This window comes from Luteimonas sp. TWI382 (assembly GCF_039674545.1).
GTDB lineage: Bacteria > Pseudomonadota > Gammaproteobacteria > Xanthomonadales > Xanthomonadaceae > Luteimonas.
Map to the genome: position 1 here is coordinate 1 of NZ_JBDJNS010000035.1, position 25713 is coordinate 25713.

The 25713-nt window shown below is 70.4% G+C and carries 27 protein-coding genes; 14 read left to right on the forward strand and 13 right to left on the reverse strand.

What is annotated here, in order from left to right:
- Positions 1 to 168 precede the first annotated feature (168 nt).
- The 7 genes from ABE505_RS15895 (at position 169) to rarD (ending at position 7218) form a co-directional block, all read left to right on the forward strand.
- Complete coding sequence (locus ABE505_RS15895; protein WP_183427812.1) at positions 169 to 447, forward strand: DUF493 family protein; 279 nt, start codon at positions 169 to 171, stop codon at positions 445 to 447.
- 34 nt (positions 448 to 481) lie between these two features.
- Positions 482 to 949: a BLUF domain-containing protein gene (locus tag ABE505_RS15900; RefSeq protein ID WP_346442802.1), complete on the forward strand. Its 468-nt coding sequence runs from the start codon at positions 482 to 484 to the stop codon at positions 947 to 949.
- Positions 946 to 1626, forward strand: a complete 681-nt coding sequence (gene lipB, locus ABE505_RS15905) for a lipoyl(octanoyl) transferase LipB (protein WP_346442804.1) — start codon at positions 946 to 948, stop codon at positions 1624 to 1626. The genes ABE505_RS15900 and lipB overlap by 4 nt, the downstream gene beginning before the upstream one ends.
- Positions 1627 to 1708: 82 nt before the next feature.
- Positions 1709 to 2713: a lipoyl synthase gene (lipA, locus tag ABE505_RS15910; protein WP_346442806.1), complete on the forward strand. Its 1005-nt coding sequence runs from the start codon at positions 1709 to 1711 to the stop codon at positions 2711 to 2713.
- Positions 2714 to 2912: 199 nt separating this feature from the next.
- Positions 2913 to 5102 carry a carboxy terminal-processing peptidase gene (locus ABE505_RS15915; RefSeq protein WP_346442808.1) on the forward strand — a complete coding sequence of 730 codons (2190 nt, stop codon included), beginning with the start codon at positions 2913 to 2915 and terminating at the stop codon, positions 5100 to 5102.
- A gap of 284 nt (positions 5103 to 5386) precedes the next feature.
- A complete protein-coding gene (yedA, locus tag ABE505_RS15920) occupies positions 5387 to 6310 on the forward strand; it encodes a drug/metabolite exporter YedA (RefSeq protein WP_346442810.1) in 924 nt (307 codons plus the stop codon).
- On the forward strand, positions 6307 to 7218 hold the full coding sequence (gene rarD / locus ABE505_RS15925; protein WP_346442811.1) for an EamA family transporter RarD: 912 nt from the start codon (positions 6307 to 6309) through the stop codon (positions 7216 to 7218). Before yedA ends, rarD begins: the two co-directional genes overlap by 4 nt.
- Positions 7219 to 7225: 7 nt before the next feature.
- On the opposite strand, the gene ABE505_RS15930 is transcribed toward rarD, so the two are convergent.
- The gene (locus ABE505_RS15930; protein ID WP_346442813.1) at positions 7226 to 8299 is read right to left on the reverse strand and encodes an alpha/beta fold hydrolase; all 1074 of its coding nucleotides are present in this window, start codon (positions 8297 to 8299) and stop codon (positions 7226 to 7228) included.
- Between the two features lie 149 nt (positions 8300 to 8448).
- On the opposite strand from ABE505_RS15930, the gene ABE505_RS15935 reads away from it, so the two are divergent.
- Positions 8449 to 9108: an NTP transferase domain-containing protein gene (locus ABE505_RS15935; RefSeq protein WP_346442815.1), complete on the forward strand. Its 660-nt coding sequence runs from the start codon at positions 8449 to 8451 to the stop codon at positions 9106 to 9108.
- A 25-nt stretch (positions 9109 to 9133) separates the two neighbouring features.
- Here the strand turns inward: ABE505_RS15935 and ABE505_RS15940 are convergent, their stop codons facing one another.
- The 5 genes from ABE505_RS15940 to ABE505_RS15960 all read right to left on the reverse strand — a co-directional run bounded on the left by ABE505_RS15940 (position 9134) and on the right by ABE505_RS15960 (position 14154).
- Positions 9134 to 9439 carry a hypothetical protein gene (locus ABE505_RS15940; RefSeq protein WP_346442816.1) on the reverse strand — a complete coding sequence of 102 codons (306 nt, stop codon included), beginning with the start codon at positions 9437 to 9439 and terminating at the stop codon, positions 9134 to 9136.
- On the reverse strand, positions 9436 to 10764 hold the full coding sequence (locus ABE505_RS15945; RefSeq protein ID WP_346442818.1) for an ABC transporter permease: 1329 nt from the start codon (positions 10762 to 10764) through the stop codon (positions 9436 to 9438). The genes ABE505_RS15940 and ABE505_RS15945 overlap by 4 nt, the downstream gene beginning before the upstream one ends.
- Positions 10765 to 10774: 10 nt before the next feature.
- Positions 10775 to 11941 carry an ABC transporter permease gene (locus ABE505_RS15950; RefSeq protein ID WP_346442819.1) on the reverse strand — a complete coding sequence of 389 codons (1167 nt, stop codon included), beginning with the start codon at positions 11939 to 11941 and terminating at the stop codon, positions 10775 to 10777.
- A 195-nt stretch (positions 11942 to 12136) separates the two neighbouring features.
- Positions 12137 to 12832, reverse strand: a complete 696-nt coding sequence (locus ABE505_RS15955; protein WP_346442821.1) for an ABC transporter ATP-binding protein — start codon at positions 12830 to 12832, stop codon at positions 12137 to 12139.
- Positions 12833 to 12927: 95 nt separating this feature from the next.
- Positions 12928 to 14154 (reverse strand): efflux RND transporter periplasmic adaptor subunit, encoded by a 1227-nt coding sequence (locus tag ABE505_RS15960; protein ID WP_346442822.1) that lies wholly within the window; start codon positions 14152 to 14154, stop codon positions 12928 to 12930.
- A 222-nt stretch (positions 14155 to 14376) separates the two neighbouring features.
- Between ABE505_RS15960 and ABE505_RS15965 the strand changes: the two genes are divergently transcribed.
- From ABE505_RS15965 to ABE505_RS15985, 5 genes are all read left to right on the forward strand, one after another.
- On the forward strand, positions 14377 to 15318 hold the full coding sequence (locus ABE505_RS15965) for an ABC transporter ATP-binding protein (protein WP_346442824.1): 942 nt from the start codon (positions 14377 to 14379) through the stop codon (positions 15316 to 15318).
- Positions 15315 to 16097: an ABC transporter permease gene (locus tag ABE505_RS15970; RefSeq protein WP_346442826.1), complete on the forward strand. Its 783-nt coding sequence runs from the start codon at positions 15315 to 15317 to the stop codon at positions 16095 to 16097. Before ABE505_RS15965 ends, ABE505_RS15970 begins: the two co-directional genes overlap by 4 nt.
- A 52-nt stretch (positions 16098 to 16149) precedes the next feature.
- Positions 16150 to 17349, forward strand: coding sequence for a sensor histidine kinase (locus ABE505_RS15975; protein WP_346442828.1), 1200 nt, complete (start codon positions 16150 to 16152; stop codon positions 17347 to 17349).
- Positions 17350 to 17367: 18 nt separating this feature from the next.
- Positions 17368 to 17988 carry a response regulator transcription factor gene (locus ABE505_RS15980; RefSeq protein ID WP_346442877.1) on the forward strand — a complete coding sequence of 207 codons (621 nt, stop codon included), beginning with the start codon at positions 17368 to 17370 and terminating at the stop codon, positions 17986 to 17988.
- Between the two features lie 106 nt (positions 17989 to 18094).
- Entirely contained in the window at positions 18095 to 18493 is a 399-nt protein-coding gene (locus tag ABE505_RS15985; RefSeq protein WP_346442829.1) for a hypothetical protein, read from the forward strand.
- A gap of 39 nt (positions 18494 to 18532) precedes the next feature.
- On the opposite strand, the gene ABE505_RS15990 is transcribed toward ABE505_RS15985, so the two are convergent.
- From ABE505_RS15990 to ABE505_RS16020, 7 genes are read right to left on the reverse strand one after another with little or no spacing between them, the layout of a single operon-like run.
- A complete protein-coding gene (locus tag ABE505_RS15990; protein WP_346442831.1) occupies positions 18533 to 19891 on the reverse strand; it encodes a leucyl aminopeptidase family protein in 1359 nt (452 codons plus the stop codon).
- A 12-nt stretch (positions 19892 to 19903) separates the two neighbouring features.
- Entirely contained in the window at positions 19904 to 20617 is a 714-nt protein-coding gene (locus ABE505_RS15995) for an HAD-IA family hydrolase (protein ID WP_346442833.1), read from the reverse strand.
- Positions 20618 to 20639: 22 nt separating this feature from the next.
- A complete protein-coding gene (locus ABE505_RS16000) occupies positions 20640 to 21761 on the reverse strand; it encodes an AI-2E family transporter (RefSeq protein ID WP_346442835.1) in 1122 nt (373 codons plus the stop codon).
- Positions 21762 to 21789: 28 nt separating this feature from the next.
- Positions 21790 to 22329, reverse strand: coding sequence for a protein sip-5 (locus tag ABE505_RS16005; RefSeq protein ID WP_346442837.1), 540 nt, complete (start codon positions 22327 to 22329; stop codon positions 21790 to 21792).
- Positions 22326 to 22847: a phage holin family protein gene (locus ABE505_RS16010; protein ID WP_346442839.1), complete on the reverse strand. Its 522-nt coding sequence runs from the start codon at positions 22845 to 22847 to the stop codon at positions 22326 to 22328. Before ABE505_RS16010 ends, ABE505_RS16005 begins: the two co-directional genes overlap by 4 nt.
- Before the next feature lie 12 nt (positions 22848 to 22859).
- Positions 22860 to 23216, reverse strand: a complete 357-nt coding sequence (locus tag ABE505_RS16015; RefSeq protein ID WP_346442841.1) for a hypothetical protein — start codon at positions 23214 to 23216, stop codon at positions 22860 to 22862.
- Positions 23217 to 23271: 55 nt separating this feature from the next.
- Positions 23272 to 24696: a Do family serine endopeptidase gene (locus ABE505_RS16020; RefSeq protein WP_346442843.1), complete on the reverse strand. Its 1425-nt coding sequence runs from the start codon at positions 24694 to 24696 to the stop codon at positions 23272 to 23274.
- A 326-nt stretch (positions 24697 to 25022) separates the two neighbouring features.
- Here ABE505_RS16020 and ABE505_RS16025 point away from each other — a divergent pair, with 326 nt between their 5' ends.
- Positions 25023 to 25610: a hypothetical protein gene (locus ABE505_RS16025; RefSeq protein WP_346442845.1), complete on the forward strand. Its 588-nt coding sequence runs from the start codon at positions 25023 to 25025 to the stop codon at positions 25608 to 25610.
- The last annotated feature ends 103 nt before the right edge of the window (positions 25611 to 25713 follow it).

The following is a 25713-nucleotide window of genomic DNA, read 5'->3' on the forward strand; positions in this document are numbered from 1 at the left end:
GGCACTTGCCGGCTTTTTCTTTTTTCCCACCGGGGTCGCGCGGGGGTTCGGACCGGGGTTCATTTTGCATTTTGGGGTCGCTAATTTGCACTCTGACCCCGGTTTTGTGGGCGGGGGCTCGCACCGCGATCGCTTGGGTTCGGCGCCAACAGCCCCGATAATCCGTCGATGGACATCAAATCAGATAACCCCGAGCACGGTTTCCAGTTTCCCGGCGTGTTCGAACTCACTGCGATGGGCGCCGCCGATGCCGGCCTGGAGACCGAACTGCCGCGGCTGCTCGGCGATGCCGGCGTGGCCGTGCTGCACGAGACGGTGAACACCCGTGCTTCGAGCGGCGGACGCTACGTGTCCGTGCGCCTGAGCATCCGCGCCGAGACGCGGGCCCAGTACGACGCCGCGCACGAAGCGCTGCGCGCGCACCCCGAGGTCAAGTGGACGCTGTGACTGGACCGCACTCAACGCGCGGGGCGTCCAGGGCGTGAACCGGCAGTTGCTCTATCGCAGCGGGCAGCTGTACGAGTTCACCGCGTCCTACATGCGTGCGTTGTTGCAGCATTCGCGCCAAGCCAACGCGCAACGCGGTGTCGGCGGCCTGCTGGCGTTGCGCGACGGGCTGTTCATGCAGTTGCTGGAGGGGCCCGCCGCCGTGGTCGATGCGCTGTTCTCGCGGATCGCTGCCGACCCGCGGCATTGCGAGGTCCGTCTGCTGGTCTGCGCCGAGCGTGCCGCCCCGCTGCTGCCGGACTGGCCGATGGCCTGGGCCGAGGCGCCGCCGGAAGCCGGCGAGGCGCCGGCGTTCGCCGAGCTCCAGACCGACCGCCGCGCGCTGGCCCGACTCGAGCGGGCCGGCGACGATCCGGTCGCCAGGATCCTGTGCGCGTTCCTGCAAGGGGCATCCGTGCCGCGGGGCGGCCTGGTGCCGGCGTTCGCGGGGGCTTGGGGATGACCGACGTGTCCCTGCCGCTCCCCGCGATCGTGCGCCGGCTCGGGCGCCAGCCCTATATCCCGGTCTGGCAGGCCATGCAGCGCTTCACCGATGCCCGCGATGCGAGCAGCGGCGATGAACTGTGGGTGGTCGAGCACGATCCGGTGTTCACCCTCGGCCAGGCCGGCAAGCCCGAGCACGTGCTGGCGCCGGGCGATATTCCGGTCGTGCAGGTCGACCGCGGCGGACAGGTGACCTACCACGGGCCCGGCCAACTGGTGGTCTACCCGCTGCTGGACCTGCCGCGGCTGAAGGTCGGTGTGCGCGAGTACGTCTGCCGGATCGAGCAGGCGGTCATCGACACGCTGGCCGACTGGAACATCGAGGCGGTGCGCCGCGAAGGCGCCCCCGGCGTGTATGTCGCCGATGCCAAGATCGCCGCGCTCGGCATCCGTGTCCGGCGGGGCCGCACCTTCCACGGGCTCGCGTTCAACGTCGCGATGGACCTCGAGCCGTTCCAGCGGATCAATCCTTGCGGCTACCAGGGTCTGCAGGTGATCTCGCTGGCCGACCTGGGTGGCAGCGCATCGATGGAGACGGTCGCGCCGGTGCTGCTGGCGCACCTGGCGCAGCAGTTCGGTCTGGATCTGGCGGATGCGCCGGCCCCAGCGCTTCCCGAGGCCGTCCCGCCCCGCTGACACGCAGCGTCTCCCGCCGGCCGCAGACACTGCGGGGGCGGGGGCCTACAATGGACGACCCGATCCGCGCAATGCCTTCGCCATGACCCAGACCGCCGACAAATCGATTCCGCTGCAGGTGGTGTCCGCGCCGCCGGCATCGCTGGAGACTGGCGTCAAGCAGGTCGCCGGCGACAAGATCGCCCGTTCGCCCGTGCAGTTCGCGCAGGCGCCGGTGCTGCGCAAGCCGTCGTGGATCCGCGTGCGCATTCCGTCCAATGGCGCGGTCGCCGCGCTCAAGTCGAAGCTGCGCGAGAACCGGCTGGTCACCGTCTGCGAGGAAGCCAGCTGTCCGAATATCCATGAGTGCTTCGGCCACGGCACTGCGACGTTCATGATCCTGGGCGAGGTCTGCACCCGCCGCTGCTCCTTCTGCGACGTCGCCCACGGCCGCCCCAAGCCGCCGGATGCGTCCGAGCCGCGGAACCTGGCGAACACGATCGCCGACATGGGTCTGAAGTACGTGGTGATCACCTCGGTCGATCGCGACGACCTGCGCGACGGCGGTGCCCAGCATTTCGTCGACTGCATCCGCGAAGTCCGCGCGCAGTCGCCGAACATCCGCATCGAGATCCTCACGCCCGATTTCCGCGGCAAGGGCCGCATGGAGCGCGCACTGGCGATCCTGCAGACCGATCCGCCGGACGTGTTCAACCACAACGTCGAGACCGTGCCGGACCTGTATCGCAACGTCCGGCCGGGCGCCGACTACCAATGGTCGCTGACCCTGCTGCAGAAGTTCAAGGCCCAGCACCCGGAGGTGTCGACCAAGTCGGGCATCATGCTCGGCCTGGGCGAGACCATGGAGCAGGTGCAGGGCACGCTGCGCGACCTGCGCGCGCACGACGTGGACATGATCACCATCGGCCAGTACCTGCAGCCCTCGGCGCACCACCATCCGGTGCTGCGCTACTGGACCCCCGAGGAGTTCAAGGCGCTCGAGGACTACGGCATGGCGCTGGGCTTCAGCCACGTCGCGTCCGGCCCGCTGGTGCGTTCGTCCTACCACGCCGATCGCCAGGCGATGGAAGCCGGCGTCGCGGCCTGAGCCGTGCCCGGCCCGCGGGGCCGAGTCTGACGAATGGGTGAACGCCGGGCTGCGGCGGGATGCCGGGTGTCTGCAACACAACGGATCGCGCGTCCGGCTTGCATCGGACATGCAACTTTCGGCACTGTCATCACGTCTATTCACGCGACAGGCTCAACGAGCTGTCCATGATTCCCGAACCCGCAGCGCAGGACACCGAATGAAAGCTTCCCGTGTCGTTTCCGGCTCACTGATCGCCCTGGCGCTGGCGGTGCCGTTGGCGCTGATGGCCAGGCCCGACGCCATCGCCGAGGTCCCGGCGGCGCCCAACGTGGATCAGGTCGCAGCCTCCAAGCTCGTCTACGGGTTGCTGTCCGACAGCCGCTACGCCTATCGGCCCCGTCCGCTCGATGCCGGCATGTCGAGCGAGATCTTCGACCGGTACTTCGAGAATCTGGACCCGGGCAAGGTCTTCTTCACCCAACAGGACATCACCCGCTTCGAGGCCCTTCGGCCGAAGATGGGCGCGGCAGTGCGCGACGGCGACATCGCCCCGGCGCTGGAGATCTTCGCGCTGTTCAAGACCCGCGTCGCCGAGCGCACCGCGCAGGCCCGTAACCTGCTCTCGCAGGACATCTTCGACTTCAGCGGCAACGACCGCTGGGAATACGACCGCAAGGACGCTGCGTGGGCGGCCGACGGCGCCGAGCTCGACACCCTGTGGCGGCAGTCGGTGCGCAACGATTGGCTGCGCCTGAAGCTGGCGGGCAAACAGCCCGACGAGATCCGCAAGACGCTCGATCGACGCTACCTCAACCAGGCGAACACGGTCGCCGCCTACAACGACGAAGACGCCTTCAGCAGCTTCCTCAACGCCTACACCGGCGTCATCGACCCGCATACCGACTACTTCAACCCACGTGCTGCGCGGCTGTTCAACCAGAGCATGTCGCTGTCGCTCGAGGGCATCGGCGCGCAGTTGCAGAAGCAGGACGACGTGGTGGTGATCCGCGAGGTCATCGCCGGCGGACCGGCGGCGATGAGCAACCGCTTCAAGCCCGGCGATCGCATCGTCGGCGTCGGCCAGGGCACCAACGGGCCGATGGAGGACGTGATCGGCTGGCGCATCGACGATGTCGTCGACAAGATCAAGGGTCCCAAGGACACCCAGGTGCGCCTGGACGTGATCCCCGCCGAGGCCACGCTCGACAGCGAGCCGGTGCGCATCACGCTCACCCGCGCACGCGTGCGCCTGGAGGAACAGGCCGCGAAGGCCGAGACGCTGACGCTGCCGGCCACCGAAGGCGGCGTCGACAAGCGTATCGGCGTGATCAAGCTGCCGGCGTTCTACCAGGACTTCGAGGGGCGCCGCAGCCGCAACGGCGAGTACGCCTCGGCAACGCGCGACGTGGCGCGCCTGCTCGAGCAGTTCAAGCAGGACAAGGTCGACGGCGTGGTGCTGGACCTGCGCAACAACGGCGGTGGGTCGCTGAACGAAGCGGTCGAACTGACCGGCCTGTTCATCGATCAAGGCCCGGTCGTGCAGGTGCGCGAGTCGGGCGGCCGTGTCGGCGTGCAGGCCGATCGCGATCCCGGCGTCGCCTGGGACGGCCCGCTGGCCGTGCTGATCAACCGCGGTTCGGCCTCGGCATCGGAAATCGTCGCCGGCGCCATCCAGGACTACGGGCGCGGGCTGGTCATCGGCGAGACCACGTTCGGCAAGGGCACGGTGCAGAACCTGGTCGATCTCGATCGCTGGCCGGCCAACGAGAACAAGCGTTACGGGCAGGTCAAGCTGACCATCGCGCAGTTCTTCCTGCCCGGCGGCAGCAGCACGCAGAACAAGGGCGTCGAGCCGGACATCCACTTCCCGGTGACGGTGGATGCGACCGAGTTCGGCGAGAGCACCTACGACAACGCCCTGCCGTGGTCGCGCATCGCCGCCGTGCCGCACACCCAGTACGGCAACTTCGGCGCGCTGCTGCCCCAGCTCGAACAGCGCCACCAGACCCGTGTCGCCACCGACAAGGAATTCCAGTGGTGGGCCGAGGACATCGCCGAGTTCCGTGCCGAGCGCGAGAAGAAGTGGGTCTCGCTCAATGAGGCCGAGCGGCGTACCGAGCGCGACCGCCAGACCGCCAAGCGTGCGCAGCGCCAGGAAGAGCGCAAGGCGCTGGGCCTGGAACTCGACCCGCTGGCCGAGGATTCCGACGATGACGGCCTGCAGGCGAGCGAGCGCGCAATCGCGCAGCAGACCCGCCTGGAAAAGGCGGCCGAGGAACGCCCGGACCCGCTGCTGCGCGAAGCGTCGGCGATCCTGGCCGACGCTGTGCGCCTGCTCAACAACGACCGCAAGCTTTCGGCCTCGGTGCTGCCCGAGTCGACCGGCCCCGGCCGCTGGGCGCGCTGAGTCCCCACAGCAGTCGCTCGAGGAAAGCCGCCGCGCCCGTCGCGGCGGCTTTCGTTTGGGCGCTCGAATCCGGGTGGCGGGGCGCCATGACGCGGCTCTCAGCCCGATGCGCGGCGCTGCTCACGCAAGCAGGCTTGCACAGGCAGGGCAGGCGCTCGCGCCGTCGCTGTCGCACCGGAAACGCTGCGCCATGCAACACCGCCATTCCAGCCATGCAACGGGCGCGCGGCGTAGAATCTGCGGCCCGCTGATGCGGGTCTGCCCTCTCTTTCGGAACTGCCCCCATGAGCAACGCGTCCGGTGTGCGTCCGGCGTCGGTACTGGCCATCGGCCTGGCGTTGGCGGCCGTTTACGTGGTTTGGGGCTCAACCTACCTTGCGATCCGCTTCGCACTGGAAGGCGGCTATCCGCCGTTGCTGATGGCCGGTTCGCGCTTCATCGCCGCTGGTGCACTGATGTACGCCGTGCTGCGCCTGCGCGGCGTGCCGGCGCCGACGCGCGGCCAGTGGCCGAACGTGATTGCGATGGGCGTGTTGCTGCTGGGGCTGGGCAACGGCATGGTCTGCATCGCCGAGCAGAGCGTGTCGTCGGGCATGGCCGCGGTCGCGGTGGCGTCGGTGCCGATCTGGGTGGCGTTGTTTTCGGTCCTGCGCGGTGAGCGGCCCGGTCCTGTCGAATGGGCGGGCCTGGCGATCGGCTTCGTCGGCGTGGTGTGGCTCAACGCCGGCAGCTCGCTGACCTCGACGCCGGCCGGGCTGGTCGCGCTGCTGATCGCGCCGCTGGCCTGGGCGTTCGGCTCGGTCTGGAGCCGCGGCCGCGACCTGCCGTCGCCGTTCATGGCCGCGGCCGCGCAGATGCTCGCCGGTGGCGTGCTGATTCTCACGACCGGCCTGCTGCTGGGCGAGCGGCTGGACGTGCCACCGACCCCCAAGGGCCATCTTGCACTCGCTTATCTCGCCTCGTTCGGCTCGATCGTCGGCTTCACCGCCTACGTGTGGCTGCTGCACAACGTCCGCCCGACGCTGGCCAGCAGCTACGCCTACGTCAATCCGGCGATCGCGGTGGTGCTCGGCGCCTGGCTGGCCGCCGAGCGGTTCACCGCGCACGACCTGGGCGCGATGGCGGTGATCCTGGCGGCGGTGGTGGCGATCACGCTCGGGCGTGCGCGCAAGGCGCCCACGCCCGTCGCCACCGGAGACGAGGCATGAACGACGCCGTGCAGGCCCGTCGCGGGACATGGATCGCCGCCGCGGCGTTCGTGATCTGGGGGCTGATGCCGATGTACTGGCATCTGCTGCGCGAGGTGCCGTCGCTGCAGATCGTGCTGCACAGGGCGATCTGGTGCGCGATCCTCGTGGCCGCGTGGCTGACGCTGCGCCATGGACGCGGCTGGCTGCGCGAGACCATCGCCCAGCCGCGGTTGGCCGGCATGCTGGCGCTGTCGGGCGTGCTGATCGCCGGCAATTGGAGCCTGTACGTGTGGGCGGTCAACAGCGGGCATGTGGTCGAGGCGAGCCTGGGCTACTTCATCAACCCGCTGCTCAACGTGGTCATCGGCGTGCTGTTCCTGCGCGAGCGGCTGTCGCGGCCGCAATGGATCGCCGTTGCACTGGCGGCCTGCGGCGTGCTGTGGCTGACTTTCAACTACGGCAGCTTCCCGTGGATTGCGCTGTGCCTGGCCGGCTCGTTCGCGCTGTACGGGCTGATCCGCAAGTTCGCGGCGGTCGAGGCGGTCAGAGGCCTGGGGGTGGAGAACCTGTTCGTGTTCGGGCCGGCGCTGTTGGCGCTGGCCTGGCTGGAACTGCGGGGTGGCGGCGGTTTCTTCTCGCTGCGCTGGGGTGGCCTCACCGATGTGCTGCTGGTGATGGGCGGCGCGCTGACCGCGATTCCGCTGATCTGCTTCGCCTACGCGGTGCGGCGGGTGCCGCTGACGGTGGTCGGGCTGATGCAGTACATCGGTCCGACGCTGCAACTGCTGCTGGGCGTGTTCTTCTTTGGCGAAGCGTTCGGCGCCGACCGGGCCACCGGCTTCGCCTTCATCTGGGCGGGGCTGGTGATCTTCGCGGTCGACGGCTATCTGCAGGCGCGCCGGCGGATCGTCGCGCAACAGGCCTGAGCGCGGATCAGGCCTTGGCCGGCGCAACGCGCGCGCGGGCAGGGCACGTCGGTGCGTCCAGCCAATTGACGACCGTCGGCAACAGCAGGTCGAGCTGCATCGGCAGGCTGAGGTGGTCCTCGCCGGCCAGTTCGAGATAGCGCGCCCGCGGCGCGGCGGCGGCCAGCGCACGGCCGTGCGCGACCGGGACGTGCCGATCGGCGCGGCCATGGATCAGCAGCACGCAGCCGGGCACGCGAGTGAGCGCCGCGCCGACATCGATCTCGTCCAGCGGCAGGTCCAACATGGCGCCGGCCTGCACGATCGCCGTGTCCAGCGTCGCCGCATCGACCCGCCAGCGCAGCCAGCGTCGGGTGAGCCGCGCCTGCCAGTCGCCGGTATCGTCGGCGAGCATGTGCGGCACCATCGCGCGGATCGCGCCGCCGGCGTTGGCGAACGACTCCAGGGCCACGATTCGGTGCGCCGCCAGGTGCGGATCGGTCGCGGCGAACAGCGCCGTCGCTGCGCCGTAGGACACGCCGAACACCGACATCGGCCCGACCACCTCGCCGCGCGCACGCAAGGCGGCGACCGCATCGACGACATCGGCAGCCTCGCGTGTGCCGTAGCCCGACGGCGCGGCGCCGGAGCGGCCGTGGTTGCGCAGGTCGAGTGTGATCGTGCGGTAGCCGGCCTGCGCCAGCGCCAGCGACCACGGCAGCAGCGAACCGCCGTCCATCATCCAGCCATGCAGCAGCACCACCGTGCCGCGCGGGGCGGCGCCGGTCGCGACCGGCGATTGGAAGTCCAGGTGCACCTCCAGGGGCGCGGCTTCGCTCGGCGGGCGTGTCCAGGCGTAGTCCATCCGGTAGTCGCCTGGATCGAGCGCGCGCCAGAACAGCGGCACGCCCGACGCGGTGGCCACATAACCGCTGCGGTGCGGAAGCCGTGCGTAAGCGGCCTCCAGGCGTGCCTGCGGCAGCAGCGGCGATGCGCCGTCAGGCGCGACCAGATGGGCGGCGAGTGATGCCGCCAGACCCGGCCACGACGAGAACCCGGCGACCAGCAGGCAGGCGAGCAGCAGGGCAGCAAGGCGGAGCATCGGACGGCCGCAGCGACAACGGCCGCGCAGACTAACGAGCCGATCGGCGGCGCTGCTATCGCACTCCGATGACAACGGCATGACAGACGGTGCGCGTTCAGCGCATCGATCCGAGCGTCCCAGGGCGCAAGCTCTGGCACAGTGACGCGATGTCCAGTTCCGATGCGAATGCAGCCGCGGGCCCTGCTGCCGCTCCGCGCAACGCGGCCGGCCATGCCACCGTCGTGCTCGCTGCCGGCGGCAGCACGCGCCTGGGCCGGCCCAAGCAACTGTTGCGTCGTGCGGGCGAACCGCTGGTCGTCCGTGCGGTGCGGCTCGCGGCGGAGACCGCGCCCGACCGGCTGGTGGTGATGCTGGGCGGCCATCGCGATGCGGTCGCCGCCGCCCTGGCGTCCGCACCCGGCGAGCGCTGCGACGTGCCCGAATGGCGCGCGGGGCTTGCCGGGAGTCTCGCCGCCGCGGCGCGCGCGCTGCAGGGACATACCGGACCGGTGCTGGTGGTCGGGGTCGACCAGCCTGCGCTCGAAGCGACGCATCTGCGCGCGTTGCTCGTCGGCGGGGCGAAAGCGGCGTTCGGCTGCGCGGCGACGCTGCATGGCGATCGCCCGGGCATTCCGGCCGTGCTGTCGTCGGCACTGTTCGCGCAGGTCGAGGCGTTGCACGGCGATCGGGGCTTCGGTGCGCTGCTCGCGGCGCTGCCGCAAGGCGGGCTGTTCCGCCTGGAGGCGCCGGCGCTGCAGCGCGATCTCGACACGCCCGAGGATGTCCGGCAGGCGCAGGCCGACGGCCTGCTGGATCGCGACGACTGAGTGCGCCCGGTCGCGCGGTGCCGTGCTAGCGCGTCGCAAGCAGCCAGACGACGACGGCGCTGCCGACGACCGCCACGGCGATTGCGGCCTGACGCCAGCGCGCCGCGCGTCGGCGATAGCGCGCGACGCGTTCGGCGTTGAGCGCGTTGGCGCGCGCAATCAACGGCGCGGTCTCGCGCTCGGCGCGGGCGTAGATGGCCTCGGCGCGGTCGGGCGCCGCCTCGGCCTGCAGCGCTGCGTCCTCGTAGCGCTCGAACGCGCGGGCCTGCAGCGCCTGGATCTCGCGCTGCAGGTTCGTGTTCGACAGCGTGGCCGGATCGCCGCCGCTCATCCGGCACGCAGCGCGGTGGTCACCGGCAGCTGCGCCGCACGGACCGCCGGGAACAGCCCGCCGACGAAGCCGATCGCCAGTGCCCATTTCAGCCCGCCCCACAACAGCGCGGGCGTGACCCGGAACTCGAACGTCATCTGGCCGACGCCGCCGGCGAGCGTCGAGGCGCCGTAGCCGTCGAACAGCAGCCAGGCGATCGCGCCGCCGAGCAGGCCACCCAGCAGCGCCAGCAGCATCGTCTCGAGCATGACCGCGACCACGACCGGCAAGCCGCGGAAGCCGATCGCGCGCAGGGTCGCGATCTCGCGCGCCCGCGCCGCGACCGTCGCGAACATCGTATTGAGCGCGCCGAACACCGCGCCGACCGCCATGATCGAGCCCACGACGATGCCGATGACGCGCAGCACCTTGGACATGCCCTCCGACTGCTTGGCGAAGTAGTCCAGCGTGGTGCTGACCTCGACCTGGGTGCGCGGATCGGCATCGAGGCCGGCCTTGAAGGCGGTGAAGGCACCCGGATCGGTCAACCGCGCGGTGATCGACGCACGCGTCGAACCGCGGCGGTAGGTGGTCGCGACGACCTCGGCATCGGCCCAGATCTCCGAGTCGGTCGCATCGCCCGCCTCGAACGTCCCGACCACCTGCCAGGTGTCGCTGCCCAGCCGGATCGACTGGCCCGGGTCGAGTCCGGCGAACTGCTTGCGTGCGCCCTTGCCGACCACCAGTTCGCGTTTGCCGGTCTCGAACATCCGCCCGTCGACGATCCGCAGCTTCGGCCGCACCTGGAAGGCCATGTCGCCGACGCCGCGGAACTGCACGCTGCCGTCTTCGTCGGGCGCGCCGCCGCGCAGCGGCAGCGTCGCGGCGACGACGAGCTCGGGCGAGGCCAGCGGCCGGCCGTCGGCGCTGCGGGCGATCTGCGGTGCCTGCATGACTGTGTTGATCGTCGCGCGGTCGAGCGTGGACATCACCTCGGCGATCGAGCCGCCGCGCAGCACGATCGCATTGGTGGCATCGCCCGTGCTGCCGACGGTCTGTCGGTAACCTTCTGCCATCGACAGCAGTGCGACCAGCACCGCGACCACGCCGGCGATTCCGATCACCACCACCGACGAGGCGCCCAGCCGCTGGCCGAGCGTGCTGATGCCGACGTGGCTGACCGACGCCGCCTGGCGCCCACCGCGGCTGAGGCTCATCCACAGCGCGACCGCGAGCGCGGCCGCGAGCAGCACGTACCACGGCGCCAGGATCCAGACGACGAGCGCGACGAGCAGGGCCGCGCCCAGGGCGGCGTTCTGCAGCAGGGATTTGAGCAACGGAAGCATGGCGGTCTCCTCAGCGGCCCGCGAGGGCATCGACGATGTTCAGGCGCATCGCGCGCAGCGCCGGCAGTGCGCCGACGACCAGGCCGATCGCACCCATCAGGCCCAGCCCCAACAGCCAGCTGCGCCACTCGATCCCTGGCAGGCGGATCATGTCCCCGGCCACGAGGTTGAGCACCGCACTGGCCGCGGCCGCCAGGCCCAGGCCGAGCACGCCGCCGAAGACCACCAGTACCATCGATTCGGCCAGCACCAGCATCAACACGCTGGTGCTGGAAAAGCCGATCGTCTTGAGCACAGCCAGTTCCGAGGTGCGCTCGCGCACCGCCTGCGCCATCGTGTTGCCGGTCAGCAGCAACAGGGTGAAGAACACCGCGCCCATGATCGCGCTGACGATCATGCCGATGTCGGCCATCTGCTTGAGCTGGGAGGCGATCGCCGCGCCTTCGGTCATCGTGCGCGTCTCGTTGGGCGAGTTGGCCGACAACGCGTCGATCGCCTTGGCGGCGCGATCGGCGCGGCGCACGTCCGACACCCGGCTGACGTACCAGCCCACCTCGTTGTCCACGTAAGGCGTGGACTGGGCGTAGTAGTCATAGTGCATCAGCAGCATCTGGTCGTTGAAACCGCCTTGCTTGCCGCCACGGTTGCGCAGCACGCCGACGATGTCGAACGACCAGTTCATCGAGCCGTCGCTGTTGGGGAAGATCGACGACTGCAGCGGGATGCGGTCGCCGAGCTTCCAGTCGAAGCGCTGCATCAGCTTCTCGCCGACCAGCACGCCGGTACGCGTGTTCGCGAACGCGTCGCGCTCGGCTTGCGCGACGTCGATCTCCGGATACAGGTCGAGATAGTTGGGCGCGACCGCGAAGCTGAAGATCTGGTTGCGCGGCCCCTGGTAGGTGCCGCCGAACCAGCTGGCGTAGGTCACCGCCTCGATGTTGTCGACCAGTTCGATGCGCTTGCCCAGTGCCTTGGGCAGGGTCTCCATGAACGACAGCCGCGATGCGGTCTGCAGGCGTTGCGCGCCATCGGCATTCTTTCCGAGCTGCTCGAACGCCACCCGGATGCCATCGAGCAGACCGAACAGCAGGAAGGCGGCGACGATCGACGCCACGGTGAGCGCGGTGCGGGTCTTGCGGCGCATCAGCGCGGCCCAGACCAGATGCAGGTATTTCATGGGATGTCCTGCCGGTGTAGTTCAGGAATTCGGTGATGGCTTCGCACCTTCCCCCGCTAGCGGGGGAAGGCCGGGATGGGGGTGAGGGATCGGATCGCGGAGAAGTGCGGCCCGCACAATGCGTGCGGGTGTTCTTCATCGAACTGATCGTTTGCCCCCACCCAACCCTCCCCCGCGTGCGGGAAGGGCTTCAGATCAAGCCGCCGCTGCGTGCTCGCTGACCAGCGTGCCCTTGTCCAGATGCAACGTGTGGCTGGCGTACTCGGCGGCCTTCGGGTCGTGGGTCACCATGACGATGGTCTTGCCGTGTTCGCGGTTGAGCGTCTGCAGCAGGCCCAGGATGTCCTGCGCCGATTGCCGGTCGAGATCGCCGGTCGGCTCGTCGCAGATCAGCAGCGTCGGGTCGGAGACGATCGCGCGTGCGATCGCCACGCGCTGCTGCTGGCCACCCGACAGTTCGTTGGGCTTGTGCGAGGTGCGGTCCGACAGCCCGACCAGGGTCAACGCGATCTGCGCGTTGCGCTTGCGCTGCGCGCCCGAAAGCTTGGTCAGCAACAGCGGCAGCTCGACGTTCTTCTGCGCGGTCAGCGCCGGCATCAGGTTGTAGAACTGGAACACGTAGCCGACGTTGCGGCTGCGCCAGCTCGACAGTTGCCCGCCGCCCATCCGATCGATGCGCTCGCCGTTGACCGAGATCTCGCCGCCGGTGGGCGTGTCGAGCCCGCCGATCAGATTCAGCAGCGTGGTCTTGCCCGAACCCGAGGGGCCCATCAGCGCGATGAAATCGCCTTCGGCGATATCGAGATCGACGCCGTGCAGGACCTCGACCCGCTCGGGACCGCGCTGGTAGGACTTGGTGAGGTTGCGGATCGACACCAGTGCCATCGTCATTCCCCCTTTCGTGATCTGGAAATTGCGGTGCTGCTCAAGGCGCGCAGCGTGTTGTCGTCGGTCGCACCATCTGCGCGAATGCGCCTTGCAGTGGGTCAGTCCTTGACCCGGACGCGGCTGCCGTCGGCGAGTGCATCGGGCGCATCGACCACCAGCACATCGCCGGGCGCCACCCCGGATGCGATCTCGACATTGCCACCGATGCGCTGGCCCAGTTCGACGGTGCGCTGGCGCACGACGTCGCCGTCGATGACGAACACCACCTGAGCGCCATCGCGCTCGGCCAGCACGGTCGCCGGCACACGCGACAACCGCGGCGCATCGGCGTCCTGGGCCGGGCGCGCCTGCTCAAGGAAGCTCACCGTCGCCCCCATGTCCGGCACGATGCGCGCGTCCTTGGCGTCGAGCGCGATGCGCACCTTCACCGTTGCCTTGCCGCGGTCGGCGGTCGGCACGATCGCGATCACGCTGCCGGGAATCCTCCAGTCGGGATAGGCGTTGAGCGTGGTCTCGACCGGCATGCCCGGCGACACCCGGCCGATGTACGACTCGCCGACATCGACTTCGACCTCGAGCGAATCCATGTCGACGATGGTGCCGATGCCGGTGCGGGTGAAGCCGCCGCCGGCCGACAGCGGCGACACGATCTCGCCCGGCTGCGCGGCCTTGGCGATGACCACGCCGGCGAACGGCGCGCGCACCAGGGTGTCGTCGACGCCAATCGTGGAGATCCGCAATTGCTCGTCGGCGACGCTGGCGTTGCGGCGGGCGGTGGCCAGTTGCGCACGCAGGGCGTCGCGCTGGGCGACGGCCTGCTCGTACTGCGCCTTGGACACCAGTTGCTGGCCGACCAGGGCCTGCAGGCGCTCGGCGTTGGCGGCGGCCTCGGTCAACTGCGCCTGCACGCCGGCGACCTGGCTGCGCGCGGCCTCGAGCTGGGCGGCGGACAGGTCGCGCCGGGCATCGGCGTCGATCGGGTCGAGGGTGGCGAGAATCTCGTCGGCCTGCACGTGCTGGCCTTCCTCGATCCGCACCTCGCGCACGCGGCCGGTGATCTTGGCCGACACGGTCGCCATGCGGCGGGCGACGACGTAGCCGCTGGCGTCGAGGACCGAGCCGCCAGCGCTGCCCGGCGCACTGGCCGCGGCCACCCCCGTGGTCTCGACCTCGATCGCGCGCGGCGCCAGCAGCCAGGCCGCGAGCAGCAGGACGAGCGCGACCACGGCCGCGATGCCCAGCCCGATCCACAGGCGGCGACGCGACGGGGGCGGGGCGCTGCGGTCGATGCGGAGTTCCTTGAGCAGGTCTGCGTTCGTGTTCATCGGAGCCTGGACGGGAGAACCGCGGTCAGTGTGACCGCGGGGGACGACGGTTTCCAATCTGCCGGCGGCCATGGCCGGCCGAGGGGGCCGCATCGGCACAGTCTGCCGCCCCGCAGGCGCCGGCGGCACGTGACAGCTGTCAGACGATCGTGCTGACGTTTGCGCCTGATGCCGCGCCAGCCCGACGCCGAGACTGGGCGCCCGTCAGAAGGAGACACGACGATGTCCATGTCCGCGATCGCCAACGCATCTGCACCTGCCGTCGTTGATCCGCTCGCGTGTCTGCGCGGTGTCACGCGTGACCGCGGGCGCGTTCGCGCGCTCGACGGCGTCGACCTGGCGGTGCCGCCCGGCCAGGTCACCGCGCTGCTCGGCGTCAATGGGGCGGGCAAGTCCACGACCATCGACGTTCTGCTCGGGTTGCAACCCGCCGACCGGGGCGAGGCCCGGCTGTTCGGCCGCCCGCCTGCCGACCCGGTCGCACGACGGCAGATCGGCGTGATGCTGCAGCAGGCGCAGTTGCCCGAGCGGCTGCGGGTCGGCGAATTGCTGGCGCTGGTGCGCAGTTGGTATCCAGCGCCGCGCAGCCTGGCGGACTGCGTCGCCCTGGCCGGACTTGAGGGGCTGCTGGCGCGGCGCTATGGCCGGCTCTCGGGCGGGCAGCAACGGCGCGTGCAGTTCGCGTTGGCGTTGTGCGGCCATCCGCAATTGCTGTTCCTCGACGAACCCACGACCGGCCTGGACCACGATGCCCGGCAGCAGGTCTGGCAGGCGGTCCGCGCTCTAGTGGCCAATGGGGTGGGCGTGTTGCTGACCACGCACGACATGGCCGAAGCGCAAGCGCTGGCGGATCGTGTCGTGGTGCTGGCTGCAGGCCGCGTCTGCGTTGCCGGCAGTGTCGATGCGGTCCGGGCGCGGGTCGCGCAGCGGCGCGTCGCCTGCGACAGCGCGCTGCCGGAAAGCGCCATCGTGACCTGGCCGGGGGTCGCGTCGGTGAGTCGGACGGGGAGCCGCCTGACGATCATGGCCGACGACGCGGACACAATGGTGCGCAGGCTGCTGCAGGCCGATCCGCAGGTCAGTGGGCTCGAGGTGCGCAGCGCGGACCTGGCCGAGGCGCTGACGGCCCTGCCTGGGCAGGCGCAGGCGGGAGCAGGCGCATGAGCGCGCAGGCACGGCGCGATGCGTCGGTCAGGCGGGCCCCGATGGTGCGCGCGGTGGCGCAGACGGTGCACTGCGAACTGCTGCGGCTGCTGCGCGAACCGATGTACGTGCTGCCCACGCTGTTGTTTCCCGCGCTGTTCTACGCGATGTTCGGGCTCGTGCTCGGCGGCAACCGGGGCAGTGCCGAGGTCGCCCGCTATCTGCTGGCGACGTATGGCGTGTTCGGTGCGATGGGCGCGGGCCTGTTCGGGTGCTCGGTGACGCTGGCGATCGACCGCGAGCGCGGGTTCTTTGCATTGCAACGCGCGCTGCCAGCCCCGGGGGGCGCCTGGCTGGTGGCGCGAGCCGCGATCGCGCTGCTGTTCTCGCTGGTGATCGTGCTGGAGTTGGCGGCGCTGGCCACGACGTTCGGCGGTGTGTCGCTGGCGCCCGCGCAATGGGCGCAGCTGTGGGCGGTCACCGTGCTTGGCGCGTTGCCGTTCTGCGCGATCGGCCTGCTGCTGGGCAGCGTCGCCAGCGCCAACGCCGCGCCGGCCTGGGCGAACCTGCTGTTCCTGCCGATGGCCTTTCTGTCGGGGCTGTGGCTGCCGCTGTCGATGCTGCCCGATGCGCTGGCGCAGTTGGCGCCGCTGTGGCCCGCCTACCACCACAGCCAGCTCGCGCTCGCAGTGCTGGGGGCCGATGCCGGGCGCGGCGTCGGCGGCCACATCGCGGTGCTGACGGCGACGACGCTGGTGTGCGCAGGGCTCGCGCTGCGTCGGCTGGCGCGGGTGGGCTGACGGCGTGGACGCAGATCGCCTGCCGCCCGCCGGGCCGGTTACGCTGGCGGCCGTGAGCGCCCAGATAACCGACAACGCATGCCTCCGGCCCATCGCAGGGTTGCGCCCGGCGCCCGATTCGGTACTCGGGCTGGCCTTGCGCCAGGGCCGGCCAGCGTGGAGCGAGGGCATCCACGCGCTGTGGTCGATCTGGGTGTTCGTGGTGCCGATGTTCTCACCGCGCGGCTACGACCTGCGCTGGCTGATGCTGACGCTGCTGTCGTATCCGGCTTTCCTGGCGCTGTTCGTCGGCGCCCTGGTCCTGCCGCCGCGCCGCGCGCCCTGGTGCGCGGCGGCGATGATCGCGATGTGTCTGGCGATGCTGCCCTGGTACGTGTCGGGGTTGAGCTATTTCGTGTTCGGCTGCGTCTTCCTCGGCACGCTGTCGCGCGGGTCGGTGTGGCGCTATGCGCTGACGCTGGCGGCGCTCAATGCGGGGTTGCTGATCTGGGCGCGCTGGCTCGGCTATCCGTGGACGGCGCTGGCCTGGATGCCGCTCACCACCGGGGTGATCGGCATGTTGGTGCACGTCGACCGTCTGCGGCACGCACAGGATGCGGCACTGCGGCTGTCGCACGACGAGGTCCGGCGCCTGGCCGCGGTCGCCGAGCGCGAGCGCATCGGGCGCGATCTGCACGACCTGCTCGGGCACACGCTGTCGATGGTCGCGCTGAAGGCCGATCTTGCGTCGCGGCTTGTGGAGCGCGATCCAGACGGCGCCCGCCGCGAGATCGGCGAGGTCGGCGGCATCGCGCGCGATGCGCTTGCGCAGGTGCGCCAGGCGGTCAGCGGCATCCGCGCGGCCGGGCTCGCCGCCGAACTCGCGTCGTCGCGCTTGCTGCTCGAGACCGACGGGATCGCGTTCGACTACGTGCTCCATGCCAACGTCGCCGATGCAGGCCTGCCGCCCGAGGTGGAGACGGCCTTGGCGATGACGCTGCGCGAGGCGGTCACCAACCTGCAGCGCCACGCGGGTGCGCACGGCGCACAGGCGACGTTCTCGCGCGAGGGCGATGCGATCCGCTTGCAGGTGGTCGACGACGGCCGCGGCGGTGCGATCGTGCCGGGCAATGGCCTGTCGGGCATGCGCGAACGCATCGAGGCACTGGGCGGTCGCCTGCACGTGGAGGGCGGCGCCGGTGGCACCTGCGTCGATGCGCGCATTCCGTTGCAGCCCGCGCCCGGGGCGCGCCTGCGCGCCGGCGCCTGCTAACGTCGCGCCATGCCGCGCATGCCCACCGCCGACGCACCTTTGCGCATCCTCATTGCGGAGGACCAGGCGATGCTGCGCGGCGCGCTGGCCGCACTGCTGAATCTGGAAGACGACCTGACCGTGGTCGGCAGCGTCGGCGACGGCGAATCGGCCTGGCGCGCACTGCAGCGGCTGGCACCGGACGTGCTGGTCGCCGACATCGAGATGCCCGGTCTCACGGGACTGGAGCTTGCGCAGCGCATCCAGCGCCATGGGCTGCCGGTGCGCGTGGTCATCGTCACCACGTTCGCGCGGTCCGGCTACCTGCGCCGTGCGCTCGATGCCGGCGTCGGCGGTTATCTGCTCAAGGATGCGCCGGCCGAGCAACTCGCCCAGGCCCTGCGCCGGGTCCACGACGGCGGGCGGGCGATCGACCCGCAACTCGCGCTCGAGGCCTGGAGCGAGCCCGATCCGCTGAGCGAGCGCGAACGGCAGGCCCTGCGGCTTGCCGGCGAGGGCCTGGATGCGACCCAGATCGCGGCGCGGCTGCAGCTCTCCCATGGCACCGTACGCAACTATCTGTCGGAGGCCATCGGCAAGCTGGGCGCCGGCAACCGCATCGAGGCCTATCGGCTCGCGCGCCAGAAAGGCTGGCTGTAGCGACGGCCGCATGCGGTCAGGCAACGGCGACAGGGTGTGCGCGACGACGGCGGGCTGCTAGCCTCGATGGCCCGTGCTCACCTGTGCACGTCTGCCGGAAGGCCCCGTGATCCGATCCTCGATGCCGCTGGGCGGCCGTGTCGTCGCCCTCATCGCATTGCTGTGGTACCTGTTCGGCCTGTTGCTGCTGATGCTGCGGCTGGCCACGCTGCCGGCGCAGGCTGAGACCGCCGCGACCGCGATCCCGTTTTGGTTCGATCTCGTCTCCGGCCTGGCCGTGGTCGCCGGCACGTCCGGTTCGGTCGCGCTGCTGCTGGCCCGCCGCTGGGCGGTGCCGATGCTGCTTGCGGCCTTCGTCGCGGTCGCGGCGTTGGTCGGGGCCGGCCTGGCGCTGCAGCCCGCGCTGTTTCCGCCCGGCCCTTGGATGCCGCTGCTGCTGGTGCTGGTGGTCGGCTCGATCTGGCTGTTCGCGCGCGCGGCCGCACGGCGCGGCTGGCTGCGCTGACGACGCGGGGTTGCCGCCACGCCGTCGGCCTGCGGTCGGTCAGCCGCAGCGCGCCTGCAGCATCGCCCAGGCCGCGCGCAGGCCCAGCGCCTCGCCGCCCTGCGGATGGCCCGGACGGCTGCTGTCGTTCCAGGCGTAGGTGTCCAGGTGCGCCCAGGGCAGGTCGCCAGGCACGAAGCGCTCCAGGTACAGCGCCGCGGTAACGCTGCCGGCCATGCGCGAGCCGGCATTGGCGATGTCGGCGATGCCGCTGGTCAGATAGCGCAGGTACGGCCGCCACAGCGGCATGCGCCAGACCGGGTCGCGGGTGGCCTCGCCGCCGGCGATCCAGGCGGCGGCCAGGGCATCGTCGTTGGCGAACAGCGCAGGCAGGTCGGGCCCCAGCGCGATACGCGCCGCACCGGTCAGCGTGGCGAAATCGAGCAGCGTGCCGGGCGACTGCTCGGCGGCGTAGGCGAGCGCGTCGCACAGCACCAGACGACCCTCGGCATCGGTGTTGTCGATCTCCACACTGATGCCCTTGCGCGTGGCGATGACCTCGCCCGGTCGCAGCGCGTCGGGGCCGATCGCGTTCTCGACCGCCGGCACCAGCAGCGTGATCCGCAGTGGCAGCCGGCGCGCCATGACCAGTTCGGCCAGCGCGATCGCGTGCGCCGCGCCGCCCATGTCCTTCTTCATGTTGCGCATGCCGTCGGCCGGCTTGATGTCCAGGCCGCCGGTGTCGAAACACACGCCCTTGCCGACGATGGCCACATGCGGGTGCGAGGCGTCGCCCCATTGCAGGTGCAGCAGGCGCGGCGCACGGTGCGAGGCGCGGCCCACGGCATGGATGGCGGGGAAATTCCGCGCCAGCAATGCGTCGCCGACGATGCTTTCGAATGTGGCGCCATGCGCGGCGGCGATGTCGCCGACCACCGCCTCCATCTGTTCGGGTCCCATGTCTTCGGTCGGGGTGTTGACCAGGTCGCGCACGCGCGCGGTTGCGGCGATCAGGTCGACGATCGCCGGGTCCGGCTCGACGGCCAGCCGCGCCGGCTTGCGGGCGGTGGCCTTGTAGCGGGTGAAGCGATACGCGCCCAGGCCCCAGCCCAACTGCAGCGCCTCGGCCGCGTCGTGGCCAACCGGTCGCCAGCAGCCCTCGGGCAGGCCGTAGACGGCATGCGCATAACTGTCGGGATCGTGCGCATCGCCGATGCCGATCACCGCGCCGGCCAGTCCCTCGTCGCCGGGCAGTAGGGCCAACGTGCCCGGTGCGCCGTCGAAGGCCTGGGCATCGAGCCAGTGGCCGATGGCCGCCGGCTGGCCGTCGCGCCAAGCGGCATAGTCCTTGCGCGAGACGATGTGCAGCGGGCGGGCGTCGCGCGCGTCGGCGGCGAACACGTCGGTGATGTCGGTCATGGGCGGGTCCGGTCAGGCGTCGTCGGCAGCGGTCGGCACGGTGTCGAGCCAGTCGGCGAGCGCGGTGAGGGTGTCGAATTCGAGGTCGGGAGCCAGCTCGGGATGTTCCCAGTGGCGGCCCTCGCGGTTGATCCAGCAGCTGCGCAGCCCTGCACGCGCGGCGCCGGCTACGTCCATCTCGATGTGGTCGCCGACGTGCAGCACGTCGGCATGCGCGCAGCCCAGCCGCGTGCAGGCAGCATGGAAGATGCTTGCCTCCGGCTTCGCCGCGCCGTGCTCGCGCGCGGCCAGCTTGAACGCGAACAGATGCGACAGGCCGATGTGCTCGATATCGGCATTGCCGTTGGTCAGCGCAGCCATCGGCACGCGGGCGGCGATCCGCGCCAGCGCATCGAGGCTGTCGGGATAGAACTCGATGCGGTTGCGCTCGGCGTGGAACACCCGGTAGGCCGCGTCGAGCAGGCCGACATCGCCGCCACTGTCGCGCAGCGCGTGCTCGATCGTGAGCTGGCGCAGGGCCTCGACATCGTGCGCCAGGTGCGCGTTGTCGGCGAACACCTGCGCGCGCAGTGCGCGCATGCGTTCGATCGGGTAGCGCTCGGCAGTCACCGGGCTGTGTTCGCGCAGGAACGTGTCGAGCGCTTGCTCGATGCGTGCGCCGATCGGCGCGAACGGCCACACGGTGTCGTCGAGATCGATGGTGATGGCACGGATCGGGAATCGCATGCGGCCATTGTAACGGGCGCGCTCAGGCCAGCAGCCGTGCCCAGCCCTCGAAGCCTTCCAGGCGGCGGAGCACCAGCTTCACGCACACCAGCAACGGGACCGCCAGCAGCAGCCCGACGATGCCCCACATCCAGCCGAACAGCAGCAGCGCCAGCACCAGCATCAGCGGCGACAGCGCCATGCGTCGACCCAGCACGATCGGGGTGACGAACTGGCCTTCGAGCGTGTGCAGCGCCAGATAGATCGCCGCCGGAATCACCGGCGCCCAGGCCGGGGTCGGCCAGGTGCCGTCATAGCTGACAAAGCCCATCAGCAGCATCAGCAGTACGCCGATCAGCGGACCGACATAGGGGGCGAAGTTCAACAGCGCGACCACCGTGCCCCACAACAGCGCTTCCTGCAGCGGCAGTCCCATCCACAGCAAGATGCCGGCAAACAGCGCGCCCAGCAGGGTGTTGATGATCGAAATGGTCAGCACGTAGCGGGAGATCTCGCGCTCGATCGATTGCAGGATGTCGACCGTGAGCTTGCGCCGCTGCCGGTCGGGCAGCAGGGCGATCGCGTTGCGTTGCAGGTTCTCGCCGTAGACCATGAAGAAGAACGTCAACAGCACCACCGCCAGCACCGAGGCGAGCATGCGCGGAGTGGCGACGAGTGTGCGCCACGAGCTGTCGTCCTGGATCCGCACCAACTGCACGCGACGCTGCGGACGGTCCTCGGTCGCACGGGCGAAGGTTTCCGCCGCCCGGTTCGCCTGATGCACCGGCTGGGTCATCTGCTTCAGGCGCGGTGCCAGCGCACGCAGCTGCTTGGGCGCCTGCTGCACCCATTCGCTCGCCGGCCCATAGAGCTGGGTGCCCAGCAGCCCGGCGGTGGTGAGCCCGGCGGCCAGCACCAGCAAGGCGCCGAGGAAGCGGGGAATCCACAAGCGGCGCAGGCCGCGGAGCACCGGATTGCCGATCAATGCGAAAAACATCGCCAACAGGACAGGCAGGATGACGCCCTGCGCGGCCCACAAGGTGACCAGCACCGCGAGCGTGACCAGCACCACCAGTGCAGTCGACGCGCGCGGTCGGGGCGCGACAGGCGTAGGCACCGGCAGCGGTGCATCCTCCGGGGGAGGCGGCGTGGTCGGGGTGCTCATGGAAGAAGAGGGCGCGCCGGGGGCGCGCTCAGCGTCCGGATTCCGAGACTTCGGTGGCGGCCTCGGCAGGCCGGGGTTGGGCGGCGTAGGCCGGTTCCGGACGACGGCGGTCGGTGGGCGATTCCGCGGACGGCCCATCGCCTGCGCCGGCGACGCCATCGGCCCGGCCGCGTGCAGTGGCGGTCGCGGCGACGCCTGCCGCCGGCGACGTCGTCTCTGTGGCGGCATCGGTCGCGGCCTCTTCGGAGGCATCGGCAGCGTCGGCCGCCTGCTTGGCAGTGACCGCGGCGATCGTCGCCTGGATCGATGAGGCCAGACCCGAAAGTGCGCTGACCATCTGCAACGACTTCGGCCCGCCGAGCTTGCCCAGCCGGCGCAGCGCCAGCTTGGGCTGCGACACGCCCATCGCGAACCCACCGATCAGGCCGGCGATCACAATGCGCGACGGTGTCCAGGCCTCGCGCCAACTCGAACGCAATGCCGCATGGCGGTCGAGCGTCTGCACCACGCGCCCGTCGACCAACGCCTCGGCCCGTTCGACCCGTGTCTTGAGTCCTTCGAAATTCATGGCGTCCTCGGTGTCTGCGCCGACGGCGGGGGCGAAGCGTGCTCGTCGTCATCGTCGTGCGCGCTTTCGGAGAACAGCCCCAGTCGGGTCAGCTGACGCCGTGTGGCGTGCATGCCGGCATGATCGAAGAACACCGAGACCCGCCAGGCCGCCAACGCGGTCACCAGCAGGCTGATGGCCATCGCGATCGAGATCGACGCCAACCACGACAGGCCCCAGGACTGCAGCAGCGCGATCGCCGCGCCCATGGCCAGCAGCCAGGCCGAAGCCCCGAAGACCACCGAGACTGCCGACCATGCCAGGGCCCGTCCCAGTGCGCTGCGCGCCAGGGCGAAGTCGGCCGAGACCAGCTTGCGCAGCGCGCGTCCGGTGTCGAGCCCCGAGCCCAGGGTCTCCTTGGCCGCCGCGCGGACGCGGCGGACGCTTTCATCCAGGTGCGGCACCTCGCCGGGAGCACGGGTCGCGCTGCCAGCGGGTGTCTCCTCGCGCGGGTCTTCCCCGGTCACGCGCTCGGTCATGTCGATCCGCGATTACTTGGTGCGGGCGAGCTTGGCGATGATCCAGCCCGCCGCGAACGCCGTGCCGAAGGCTGCGATGGGACGCTCGCGGATCAGGTCGGCGGCGCTGTCGATGAGGTCGCGGCCCTTCTCCATGAGCAGATCGGCCTGTTCCTTTGCAGCGGCGGTGCCTTCCTCGACGGCGGCCAGGCCGGCCGAGGCCGAACCGGCGAGATCGGCCTTGACGCTGGCCTTGCCGAGCTTGAGCTCGTCGCCTGCGACACCGGCGGCATTCTTCACGGCCGAGGTCGCGTCGCGCGCAGCCTGCGCCAGGTGGTTGCCGGCTTCGCCGAGATTGGACTTCACCGCTTCGGTGGAGGTGGGGCTCATGTTCGCTCACTCCTGTGTGGGACGGGCCGTGCGGATGCGCACGGCGCGGATGGGGTCAACGCATGATCACGTTGTAGATGCGTCCGCCGCGTGAAATGCGCATGGCCAGATCGGTCGGTCGGTTGGCCAGCGAATCGCGGAAGCCGGCGAGATCGCGGAACTCGCCACTGTTGGCCGCCAGGATCAGGTCGCCTTCGCGGAGGCCATTGTCGAACGCCCGGCTGCCGGGGGCCACCTTTTCGATCCGCACGCCCCCAATGCGATTGTTCTGGCGACGGATCGCCTCGGGCAGGTCGGCCAGTGTTGCGCCGGCCAGGCGCGGGTCGAAGCTCGCGCCGTCGCGAGGCAGTGCGCGCAGGCGGGTGTCGATCTTCAGCGGCTTGCCATCGCGCAGCACCTCCAGCGTCACCGGCGCATCAAGCGTCTGCAGGCCCTGGAAGTTGCGCAGGGACTCGCTGTTGTCGATGCGCTGCCCGTTGGCGGCGATCACCACATCGCCCGTCCGCAGCCCGGCGTCGGCGGCCGGCGAGCCGCCATAGACGCGCGTGACGACAGCGCCGCGCGGCGTCTCCAGGCCCAGGCCTTGCGCGATGCGCGCATCGACCGTCTGGGTGTCGACGCCGAGCGTGCCGCGCTGCACGCTGCCGGTGGTCGCCAGCTGGGTCATCACGTTGCGCGCCAGGCCGATCGGAATCGCGAAGCCCAAGCCGATGTTCCCGGCCATGCTGCCCTGGGTGTTAAAGCTGGCGGTGTTGATGCCGACCAGTTCGCCGCGCAGGTTGACCAGTGCGCCGCCCGAGTTGCCGGGATTGATCGAGGCATCGGTCTGGATGAAGTTCTGGAAGCCCACGCCCGGCACGTTGCTGCGCTCGACCGCCGAAACGATGCCCGAGGTCACCGTCTGCCCGAACCCGAACGGGTTGCCGACCGCGACCACGAAATCACCGACCTGCAGGTTGCTGTCCTGCGCGAGCGGGATCGCGGTCAGGCCCGACGCCTTGACCCGCATCAGCGCCACGTCGGTGTCGACGTCCGAGCCGATGAATTCGGCCTCCAGCGTGCGGCCGTCCGACAGCGTGACCGAGACATCGTCGGCGCCTTCGATGACGTGGTGGTTGGTGAGCACGTAGCCCTGCGCGGCATCGACGATGACGCCCGAGCCGAGCGATTCGTTGATGCGCTCCTGCGACAGCTCCGGGAACATGCGCCGGAAGAAGGGATCGTTGCCGAACGGACTGACCCGCACGCGCTGCTTGGTATGCACCGACACCACCGAGGGCGTGACCTGGCGCAGCATCGGCGCCAGCGATGGCAGCGGCTGACCATCGACGGCGGCGGGCAGGGCGACCATCGGCACCGCGGCGGTTCCGGGCGGCGTTGCCGCCGCGGGCTGTTGCAGCGCGTCGCGCATCGCGGTCGCGGCGAAGCCGCCGAATGCGGCGGCGAGAGTCAGGGCGAGAAGCGTGGTCTTGGCTCGCATGGCGGTGGCATCCCCTGTCGGCGTGGCCGTGGCGGAACGAATCGGATCGGAAATCGAACGTGGTGGCTGCGGCGGCGTTGGTCAAGCGTCTGCAAGCCCGGCGGCCGCCAGCACCGGCGCAGTGTCGCCGCGTCCGCTTGAATCGGTGTTGAAGTCCGCAGTCCTGCGACGGCTGTGCACCCGTGGGCATCGGTTTGGAGGCCCGGGCACGCGTTGCCGAGGCTGCCCGCCAGCCACCGGCACGCGCGGCTATTCGACGGTATCGGGCCGCGTTACATTGCCCGATGCGGGCGACGGGCCCGTACGCAGATCACGAGGGCAGCAGCATGGGCAAGGGCAAGGGGAAGACCGCCGGGCGCGCCGGCGAGGTGGTCGCTGTCGTGCGCAAGCGGGTCCGGACGGCCGCCGCATCGGTCGAGACCTCCGCCCGGCACGCCGAGGCGGCCGTGGCGGACGGCGCACGCACGCTGGGCGATCGCGCCAGCCGCATCGTGGCCAAGGCCGCCGATGCGGTGAGTCGGCGCGTGGCGGCAGCGCGCGAGACGCTGGAGACCGCGCAGTCGGCCGCCGCGGCCGAGATCGCCGCGCTCAAGCGCAAGGGCGCCGGACGGACCGCGTCCGAACGCGCCGCTGCGAAGGGGCGTGCGGCGAAAACCGCCAAGACGACGTCTGCGCGTCCGGGCGCCAAGCGGGCGGCGAAGACCGCCGGCGGCAAGGTCGCCGAGGCCGGCAACGTCGCCAAGAAGGCCGTGAAGAAGGCTGCGAAGAAGGTCACCAAGAAGGCGACCAAGAAGGCGACCAAGAACACCAACCGGGCCACGACCGCCCGCGGGCCAGGCGCGGTTGCGAGCAAGACAGCGCGTCCCGGCACGGCGTCCAAGGCGCCGCGCAAGACGGCCGCCAAGACGCCCTAGGCGCTCGGGCGTCGGGCCTTCCGCCGCGCCACGCGACGCGGGGGAAGCCGCACGACAACGGGGGGCTGCACGACCGCCATGCCGTTGCGGCATGGCGGTCGTG